Raw genomic sequence first — 9,276 nt, forward strand, 5'->3', positions numbered from 1 at the left:
ACCGCTCTGCTTTCCAACTTTTCTGGTTGCGAATACTCTTCCGGTTGTGATTCGCGGCGCGCAAAAGGTGGACCGGCGGATCGACACGAGGAGAGGGCAATGAAGACTTATCTGGCGGAAGTTCTAGGCACATTTCTATTGGTGTTCATCGGTACGGCTTCTGTGGTGACGGGCGGCTTCGGCGGCGCGCTGCCGCTCGGCCAGGAAGGCATCGGTCTGGCGTTCGGCATCGGCCTCATCGCGGCGGCTTATGCGATCGGCCCCATTTCGGGCGCGCATCTCAATCCGGCGGTGACGCTCGGCGTCTTCCTTGCCGGCCGGCTGCCGGCCAAGGACGTGATCCCCTACTGGATCGCGCAGGTCATCGGCGGCGTCCTTGCTTCGCTGGCGTTGTGGATCATCGTTTCCGGCCAGGTTGGCGGACACACCACCGGCTTCGGCGCCAATGGCTGGGATGTGACGAAATGGGGTGTCAGCTCGGCATTCCTGTGGGAAGTGATCGGCACCTTCACCTTCGTCACCGTGATCCTTGGCGTCACGGCTGAAAAGCACTCGACGGCGTTCGCCGGACTGGTCATCGGCCTGACGCTGGCAGGATTGCACTTCGCCATCATCCCGGTGACCGGCACGTCGCTCAACCCGGCCCGCTCGATCGGCCCGGCGCTGTTTTCGGGAACCGCGGCGATCGGCCAGCTCTGGCTGTTCATCGTTGCACCGCTGATCGGCGGCGCGATTGCCGGCGTCGTCGCCAAGGCGCGCATCTTCGAGAAGGACTGAGCTCTTTGGAAGGCTGAATATGAAAAGGCGCGGGCCATGGCCCGCGCCTTCGTGCTTGGCATAATGGCACCGCCAAGTCTTCTATTCCCCAATGACGACTTAAATAGGCTCGGCCTTAGATGGCAACTTTGTGCAGCATCGCTGACGTTGCGACCAGCTTTGCCATTTCCTGAAACCGGCCATTGTGCCACAGATTGATTGGGACCGTAGACGGGCGCTGAGCTTGCTCGGATGCTCGGTTGCAGTCGTGTATGTGCTGTTCCGTGATCGCGGAAGTGAAGCTCCGGATTTTCAGGTGTTGAAGCCGCATTTGCGTAGGGCGACGGATAAGCCGGATTAGACCATTGCGAAGCGATTTCGCCGCCATGACTGAAACGGCTTTTCGACGAAGGTCCAAGACAGTGCGGCGATCGCAAGCGAAAGTACAAGCGTCACGACAAGGACCATGCGCCAGTCGTTGGTGTACATCAACGCCGCTCTGGAAATCGGATAGTGCCATAGATAGACCGAATACGAGATGATGCCGATATAGACGATCGGCCTCCATGCAAAAGCACGGGCTATCATCGTTTCATTGTTGAGCAGTGACACGACGAGGCCGGCCGACGCCATGTCGATAAGCGGTTGCAGATAGGCGGTCGATACAGGCTCTTGTGTTGCCACGAACGCAAGAACCACAAGCGCACCCAAAGACGACAGCCCTACGATATTGGCGTGCCGACCCTTGAGGCTGATGCCCGAAACAGACACTAATGCGCCCAACAGCAGACCAGAGAGCCGAGTGTCGAAACGGAAAGCAGTCATCTCGAACTCGGTGTAGTGATAAGCATTGCCCAGCCGCCAAAGCGTTGCCACGACGAACGCTATCGCAAGCGCCTTGATCCTTGACCTTTGGGCGAGCTTTGCCAGCCCCAGCACCGCCATCGGCCAGATCAGGTAGAAATGCTCCTCGACCGCAAGCGACCATGTGTGACCAAGCAGGGGAATGACGCCATGGAGCGCACTTACATAGTCCGCGAGATACAGAATCGAGATAGCGACGATCAGCCCAATAGGGACGTCCGGCCAGAATAGCGGCCCGATTATCAGGGCTGCGGCAAGCAACATAACAAGGGGCGGCATCAGCCTAACTGAGCGGCGCAGCAGAAACGCTCCGATCGCGATGGTGCCCGTACCGTCGGCCTCTCGCATCAAGAGCGACGTGATCAAAAATCCGCTCAAGACAAAGAAGATGTCAACGCCGATGAAGCCGCCAGGCATCCATGGGCTCTGGGAGTGATGCACGACAACCAGCATCGCGGCGAGTGCCCTGACGCCGTCTAAAGCCGGATTTCGTATCACTCAAGCATTACTCCCGCCAAGAAGACTTTAATCCTACCTTAGAACATCACGGCGGACCAGCCTTCTATGGCTGTCCGGCACCCTAAAAGGCAGGTTGCTTTCGCCCTACGACATTAGCTTTTTCTAACTTAACAGATCGTTCAATGAGGAAAAATTTTCTGCATCTCCTTAGTATAGTTTTAAATGGTTCTCGATATTCACTTCGGACATCACCGTTCGAGTGCAAGGCATGCGCGGAATTCCTGCGGTTTCTTCCAGGCCAATCGCATCATTGGTTAGCGCCGCGACGGTGGGCTCGCTCACCTGGCTCGTATCGCTAATCAATCTCTCGGAGAAAAGGCTGCTTGTCATCCTTGGCCTTTGCGCTCTGTGGGCGCTTCTGTTGCTGGATTGTCAGCAAGGCGCCAAGACAGATCAGCCAAGACGCAGGTGGTTCAGCATCTATCTATCGCTCATCCCCTGCTTCCTGTTTCTTTTCTATGTCTATCTTGAAAGCGTTTTCGGCTATTTCGATTGGGCCGCGATGTTCATGCATGTCGGTGCCGGGGTTCTTACCCCCGGCGTCGTTCTTGAATGTTTGATGAACACCGGAAACACGATACTGGTCATCTTGGTCGTGCTTCTCGGTCTCGGCGCGCTAAAGGCGCGCGGCACACTGACAAGGAGATTAGACGTCGCCCTGATGGCGTTCTTCCTGGCGGCAAACCCGATGCTGACGCGCCCGATCGCGGCGGCGGTCCATCTCAACCCGCTGCATGATTTCCTGTCCAAGCACTTCGTCGATATTACCTCGTTGACGAAACCGGCCGCGGGGGCGTCCGTGACCGCCGTGCCGAAGAACCTCATACATATCTTCATCGAGAGCGCCGAACGCACCTACATGAACGAGGCGACGTTTGGCGATGTCATGGGTCCGCTGCTCGAGTTCGACAGGCGTAGCCTCTCAGCGACCAACATGGTGCAGCTGGCCTACACCAACAATTCCATCGCGGGCATGGTCGCCGCGAATTGTGGAACGCCGCTGCTGATGTCGTATTTCACAACCCGCGAGTATCTGGAGGAGAATTCGCAGTTCCTGCCAGGCTTGACCTGCTTGGGCGACGTCCTGAAGTCGCGGGGCTATCGGCAGAGCTTCGTTTCCGGTTGGCCACTCGGCTTCACCGGTCAGGGGGCATTCTATGCCACCCATGGCTACTCATCGCTTTTTGGGGGATCGGAAGTCGTCGCTGCCGTCGCCGGGTCTGGCAGCACTTTTGGCGCCAGCGACGCCCAGGTTCTGGATATGAGTTTCGACATTTTGCGGCGCGCGCAGCGAGACGGCAAACCGATCGCGCTGACGATCGCCGTCAGTGGTGGGCACGCGATGGACGGCTATCTGACGGACAAATGCATCGGCAAGACCGGACTTTCTCCGCAAGCCCCCAATATTCTCCATGCCGTCAAATGCACGAACATGCTCATCGCGGACTTCATTCACAAAGCCGAGGCAGAAGGGCTGATGGCGAATACCGTTCTGGTGCTGCAAAGCGATCACCTCAGCGCGCCGAGCACGGTGACGGATCAGTTGAACAGGTTTGAAAGACGCAACTTTTTCTCCCTGTCGGGCGATGGCATTCGCCCCCGCACATATACCGGACTTTCGAGCGTGGTCGATATATTCCCGACTATTTTGGACGCTCTAGGCGTGCCGCTCCCGAATGGCAAGGCTGCATTTGGCGTCTCGCTGCTCGGGGATCGACCGACAATGGTCCAAGCGCTTGGGCAGTCCCAATTCGATGACGCGATCTATGCCGACGATGTTCTCGTCAGATCATTCTGGCAACTGAAGCCGGCACGGACGGCTGCGGCGTCCGAGGCTGAACCTCGCTAATGCGAAGCACATGCCGGCTGAGCACTCGACATCGGTTCGCCTCTTAGTGCTCCCCGTATTGAAACCGGACGTTCCACGATGTGCATCCAGCCGTCGGCATCATCCCCTCGCGGGTCTTGTTGTCGTCAAGGCTACCCGGACCAGCCGTCCCGATTGCCGTCACCTCAGTAACCTGACCGGGCGGGAAAGGAACTTCGAAGCCATTGCAGGATTGACTGGAGCCGCATGTCCTTCAGTCTCCGGAACCGTGCTAGAGATTGCTACCGATTGAATAGCGCCTGCTGTTTCGAGGTCCCCCTGCTGGTTCGAGGTCCCATTGACAAAACGGCTATCGGATTTCGACATTGGCTTGCCGCTGACACTCGACGCGCTGTTGAAGCACCAGAACGTCACCCATGCGGCGTCGAGATTGAACATTACCCAATCGGCCTTGTCGGCCCGCCTGACGCGTCTGCGTCAATTGCTGAACTACCCCCTCTTCACAACGGCGGCGTCTGGACGGGGAATGATCCCGACGCCTCACGCTCCTAGGAACTTCAGCGGCTTGCCGGTCACCGTCACCGGCAATTCGGCGCGGAAGCGGAAACGTCATCTCAGGCAAAGGGCGGTCGTCTGCAGCTCGCTGTCGGCTTCCAGGCTGATGAACCCAAGCAGTCCGTTGGCGGCTGCCTCGTGCCGCATCTAATTACCAGCCTGGGCCAAAGTTTTCATGGTACAAATATAAGAAATATATATGTAAGAAATACCACGATATGGACAGCGCCCGTCAAGAATGTTGTTCTTTCAGTGCTAAAACTCACATTGCATATGAAGAGCGCTAAAATCAAAAGCACTGTGTCAGTCGCTGGAAGCCCCAGGGTTAACCCTCTTCCCGTCAGCAGGCTGGCGGCTGCGACCGCCGGTATGGTCAAACCAATTGTGGCGCAAGCAGAACCCATCGCGACATTCAAACCGCGTTGCAGCTCATTGTTGAGTGAAGCGCGCACCGCCGAAATGGCCTCCGGCATCAACACCAGCCCGGCGATCATTGCCCCCACAATGCTGTCTGCCTGGGTCACCTGGTAGGCAACGAGCGTATCTTCGACGCTTGCCGCGACCTGCTCGGCGAGCATGACAATTCCGATCAGGCCGGCCATCAGCAACAGAGCGCTGGCAGAGATGTTCTCGTGAGGGGCAGTCCGCAGCGAAACGCCCTGGGCCTTCCCTTCGATAAAGTCTTCCCGGTGGCGGACGGTCTGCGCGAACACGAAGCTTGCATAAAGCAGCACCGAGAGGACGCTGACGAAACCAAGTTGGGCCGCCGAAAACGTGCCGGGATCCGTGGTCTGGGTGTAGGTCGGCAAAATAAGCGTCATGATGGTCAGTGCGATCAGAACCGCCAGATAGGCGCTGGTCCCCTGCCGCACGATGGCCTGCTTGCGATGACGCCAGCCGCCAAGCGCGAGACACGTGCCGACGACGCCGGTGGATGCAATCATCACCGTTGAAAAGACGGACTCACGTGCAAGCGTCGGGTTGTTCTCTCCATGCAGCATCATGGAAACGATGATCGACACCTCGATTGCCGTGACGGCAAAAGTCAGCACCAATGTGCCGTAGGGCTCTCCTACACGCCGAGCCACCGCCTCGGCGTGCTCGAGCACCACGAAAATGGTGGTGAACATAATCGCACTCGAAAGCGCTCCGACGAGTATCCTGGCGCTCAGCGAACCTTCGTCTGCCGACAGCCCGCCGGCTCTGACGGCGACAGCCATCACCAAGGCGGCCAGCGGCATCGCATACGAAGTCACCGAACGTCCGAAACCGCTCATGCAAGCCCCTGCGCGCTGCTGCGAACCGTGGCTGCATTCGCGCACCGACAGATCGAAGCGTTCACCCGTTCACGCCGTCTTCTGCGTCACCAACCCCAGCTCCTCCACCATCGCCTCGCGCATCAAAAACTTCTGCGGCTTGCCGGTCACCGTCATCGGCAATTCGGTGCGAAAGCGTATGTGGCGCGGGATCTTGTAGTGGGCGATCTGGCCGGCGCAGAAGTTCTTGACCTCCTGCTCGGTGGCAATCTGGCCGGGCTTGAGTACGATCCAGGCGCACAGCTCCTCGCCATATTTGGCGTCGGGAATGCCGAACACCTGCACCTCCTTGACCTTTGGATGGCGGTAGAGGAATTCCTCCACCTCCCTGGGATAGACGTTCTCGCCGCCGCGGATGACCATGTCCTTGACCCGGCCGACGATGTTGCAATAGCCCTCGGCGTCGATGGTGGCGAGGTCGCCGGTGTGCATCCAGCCGTCGCTGTCGACCGCCTCGCGGGTCTTGTCGTCGTCGTCCCAGTAACCGTTCATCACCGAATAACCGCGCGTGCAAAGCTCACCCGGTACGCCGACCGCAACGGTAGCGCCATCGGCATCGACCGCCTTGACCTCGACATGGGGGTGAATGCGCCCGACGGTCGAGACGCGCTTTTCCAAGGGGTCGTCGACGCCGCTCTGGAACGACACCGGGCTGGTCTCGGTCATGCCGTAGGCGATGGTCACCTGTTCCATATGCATCAGCGACACCACCTTCTTCATCACCTCGATCGGGCATGGCGAGCCGGCCATGATGCCGGTGCGCAGGCTGGAGAGATCGAAGGCGGAAAAATCCGGATGATCCAACAGGGCGACGAACATGGTCGGCACGCCGTAGAGCCCGGTGCAGCGTTCCTGAGCCACTGCCTTCAGCGTGGCGCCGGCGTCGAACCCTTCTCCCGGGAAAACCATGGTGGCGCCTTTCGAGACGCAACCCATCGTGCCCATCGACATGCCGAAGCAGTGGTAAAGCGGCACCGGGATGCACAGCCGGTCGTCGACGGTCAGCTTGATCGCCGAAGTGACGAAATTGCCGTTGTTGATGATGTTGTTGTGGGTCAGCGTCGCGCCCTTGGGGGCTCCCGTGGTGCCTGAGGTGAACTGGATGTTGATGGCCTCGCCCGGCTTCAGCTTCTCCGAGATGCGGTCGAGGCTGTCATGCTCGTCACGCCCGGCCATGGCCAGCACGTCGCCGAAATTGAACATGCCGGGCGAATTCTCATCACCCATGCGGATGACGATCTTCAACGCCGGCAGTTTTTGCGCCTTGAGCTTGCCCGGCGTGGCCTTCGCGATCTCGGGTGCCAGCGTCTCGATCATGCCGAGATAGTCTGACGTCTTGAACTTGGCAGCGGTGACCAGCGCCTTGCAGCCGACCTTGTTCAGCGCATAGTCGAGCTCGGTCAACCGATAGGCGGGGTTGATGTTGACCAGGATCAGGCCGATGCGGGCGGTGGCGAACTGCGTCACCAGCCATTCCCAGCGGTTGGGCGACCAGATGCCGACGCGATCGCCCTTTGCCAACCCCAGTGCCAGGAAGCCGGCAGCCAGCGCGTCCACCGTGTCCGACAGTTCGCTCCAGGTGAAGCGCTTGTCCTGATCGACGAAGACAGCGGCGTCGAGCGTGCCGTATTTGCTGACGGTGTCGGAAAACAGCGCGGGGATGGTCTTGTCGAGCAGCGGCACGCTGCGTTCTCCAGAGACATGCGCCCTGTTGTCGACGGGTGCGACGAAGACACCGCCAGCGCGCGCTCCGGGTCCACGCAAATTGCTGGCGTTCTTCAGCTCGTCGAGATTGACCGGCATCGCTCTCTCCTCCCGGGACTAAGTGCCTCGCGCTGAAACAGAATCATGCGACGCGTTCTAGGTCCTTGCTTTTATGCATGTCGTTCTCCCAAAACCGAGATCACTTTGGGCGACATGCATTAGCCGAGCCTATCAGCCTGCCGGAGTGGAGGAAATCCCGCCGATAGTCGAGGCAGGGCAACGATCCGGTCAACGATGCTCCGGAGCTTCGCGTTGGCTGACGAAGCGCGCCAAAACGAAAAAACCCGCCTGGGCGGCGGGTCACCGGCGCAAATCAGCACCATGGGCAAAAATGTAGCATAGCTGCCCTCACCGGTCAAGGAAATAATTCCTATCCGACCGCAGCCGCCATCTTCGCCGCGATGTCGCGCAGGACCGCTTCATCGGCCGCCGCCCGTGTCTTCTTCGACGCCACCAGACAGGCCTGCGAGCGCAGGACGAGGCCGTCGCCCAGCACCTTGAGATGATTGGCGCGCAGCGTCGAGCCGGTGGTTGTGATGTCGACGATGACATCGGCCAGACCGGCCGCCGGCGCGCCTTCGGTAGCGCCGAGGCTTTCGACGATGCGATAGACCTGGATGCCGTGCTTCTGCGAGAAGAATTGCTGGGTCAGCCGCCAGTATTTGGTGGCAATGCGCAGCCGCCGGCCATGGCGCTGGCGGAAATCGGCGGCGACGTCGTCGAGATCGGCCATGGTGTCGACGTCGAGCCAGATGTCCGGCACAGCCACCACCACATCGGCATTGCCGAAGCCGAGACGGGCGACGATTTCGGCGCGGCTTTCCCAATCGGCGAGGTTTTCACGCACCAGATCCTCGCCGGTGATGCCGAGATCGACGGCGCCCTGGCCGATCTCGCCTGATATTTCGGAAGCCGACAGGAACACCACTTCGACATCATCCAGACCCTCGACGCGGGCGTGGTATTTGCGCTCGTCGCCGGGCAGGCTGACGGCGAGGCCGGCTTTGGCCAGTACTTCCAGCGCCTGTTCTTTCAGTCGGCCTTTCGACGGGATTGCCAGCGTGATCATGGGGCCGTCTCCCGCAATGCCTCGATGCGATCGAGCCAGACAGAAAAGCCGACGCCGGGGATAGGCGTCTTCGCGCCAAGCAAGGTCAGCAGTCGGTCATAGCGGCCGCCGCCGACCAGCGGCCTGTCGCCATTGTCGGCCGCGATTTCGAAAACCAGGCCGGTGTAGTAATCGAGCGGGCGACCGAAGGCGGCGTCATAGCGGATTTTTTCGGCCGGCAAGCCATGCGCTTCGATCGCCTTGGCGCGGGCAGCGAACTTTTCCAGCGCAACATCGAGCGACAGCCCGGCGCCGGTGGCGAAGGTCTCCAGTGCCTGGGCCGCGCTATTGAGCGGCACGTCGATCGCCAGAAAATCCTTCAGCGCGGAAAAGGCCTCGCTCGACAACCGAACGCTGCGCAACTCGGCTTTCTCGATCAGCCGCCGGGCAATGTCGGACGGCGCGCGTCCGGCGGACGCCGACAGGCCCGCCTCTTCCATGCCGCTGGCGATATGGGCGGAAAGACCGTCCAGATCACCGTCGAGGACGAGGGCGGCGACTGGACCGGAGAGCTGGCTGTTGCGCGGCGGGTTGGCGAGATCGGCGAGAGCCGCCTCAAGCATCGG

Annotated in this window: 8 protein-coding genes; 3 read left to right on the top strand and 5 right to left on the bottom strand. The window is 60.0% G+C overall.

Annotated elements, in window-relative coordinates:
• Nucleotides 1–99 precede the first annotated feature (99 nt).
• Nucleotides 100–777 (top strand): MIP family channel protein, encoded by a 678-nt coding sequence (locus EN749_RS01655; protein WP_013530368.1) that lies wholly within the window; start codon nucleotides 100–102, stop codon nucleotides 775–777.
• Between the two features lie 336 nt (nucleotides 778–1,113).
• Here EN749_RS01655 and EN749_RS01660 read toward each other — a convergent pair whose 3' ends face one another.
• Nucleotides 1,114–2,118, bottom strand: a complete 1,005-nt coding sequence (locus EN749_RS01660) for an acyltransferase (protein WP_128362438.1) — start codon at nucleotides 2,116–2,118, stop codon at nucleotides 1,114–1,116.
• Between the two features lie 229 nt (nucleotides 2,119–2,347).
• On the opposite strand from EN749_RS01660, the gene EN749_RS01665 reads away from it, so the two are divergent.
• Nucleotides 2,348–3,988, top strand: coding sequence for a sulfatase-like hydrolase/transferase (locus EN749_RS01665; protein ID WP_128362442.1), 1,641 nt, complete (start codon nucleotides 2,348–2,350; stop codon nucleotides 3,986–3,988).
• Nucleotides 3,989–4,304: 316 nt separating this feature from the next.
• Nucleotides 4,305–4,673, top strand: coding sequence for a LysR family transcriptional regulator (locus EN749_RS01670; RefSeq protein WP_128362439.1), 369 nt, complete (start codon nucleotides 4,305–4,307; stop codon nucleotides 4,671–4,673).
• Nucleotides 4,674–4,695: 22 nt separating this feature from the next.
• Here EN749_RS01670 and EN749_RS01675 read toward each other — a convergent pair whose 3' ends face one another.
• The 4 genes from EN749_RS01675 to EN749_RS01690 all read right to left on the bottom strand — a co-directional run.
• Nucleotides 4,696–5,799, bottom strand: a complete 1,104-nt coding sequence (locus EN749_RS01675) for a calcium:proton antiporter (protein ID WP_128362440.1) — start codon at nucleotides 5,797–5,799, stop codon at nucleotides 4,696–4,698.
• 69 nt (nucleotides 5,800–5,868) lie between these two features.
• A complete protein-coding gene (locus EN749_RS01680) occupies nucleotides 5,869–7,641 on the bottom strand; it encodes an AMP-binding protein (RefSeq protein WP_127807758.1) in 1,773 nt (590 codons plus the stop codon).
• Between the two features lie 331 nt (nucleotides 7,642–7,972).
• On the bottom strand, nucleotides 7,973–8,671 hold the full coding sequence (hisG, locus tag EN749_RS01685) for an ATP phosphoribosyltransferase (RefSeq protein ID WP_127272183.1): 699 nt from the start codon (nucleotides 8,669–8,671) through the stop codon (nucleotides 7,973–7,975).
• Nucleotides 8,668–9,276 (bottom strand): ATP phosphoribosyltransferase regulatory subunit (locus EN749_RS01690; protein WP_189367297.1); only part of this gene is annotated, 609 nt, incomplete at its 5' end. The genes EN749_RS01690 and hisG, both read right to left, overlap by 4 nt.

Origin of the sequence: Mesorhizobium sp. M7A.F.Ca.ET.027.02.1.1 (assembly GCF_004022985.1) — a bacterium.
Classification (GTDB): domain Bacteria; phylum Pseudomonadota; class Alphaproteobacteria; order Rhizobiales; family Rhizobiaceae; genus Mesorhizobium.

Bases quoted from the DNA above. Each gene is read 5' to 3' on its own strand.
- hisG (WP_127272183.1), bottom strand. From the start codon at position 8,671: ATGATCACGCTGGCAATCCCGTCGAAAGGCCGACTGAAAGAACAGGCG.
- EN749_RS01675 (WP_128362440.1), bottom strand. From the start codon at position 5,799: ATGAGCGGTTTCGGACGTTCGGTGACTTCGTATGCGATGCCGCTGGCC.
- EN749_RS01655 (WP_013530368.1), top strand. From the start codon at position 100: ATGAAGACTTATCTGGCGGAAGTTCTAGGCACATTTCTATTGGTGTTC.
- EN749_RS01680 (WP_127807758.1), bottom strand. From the start codon at position 7,641: ATGCCGGTCAATCTCGACGAGCTGAAGAACGCCAGCAATTTGCGTGGA.
- EN749_RS01665 (WP_128362442.1), top strand. From the start codon at position 2,348: ATGCGCGGAATTCCTGCGGTTTCTTCCAGGCCAATCGCATCATTGGTT.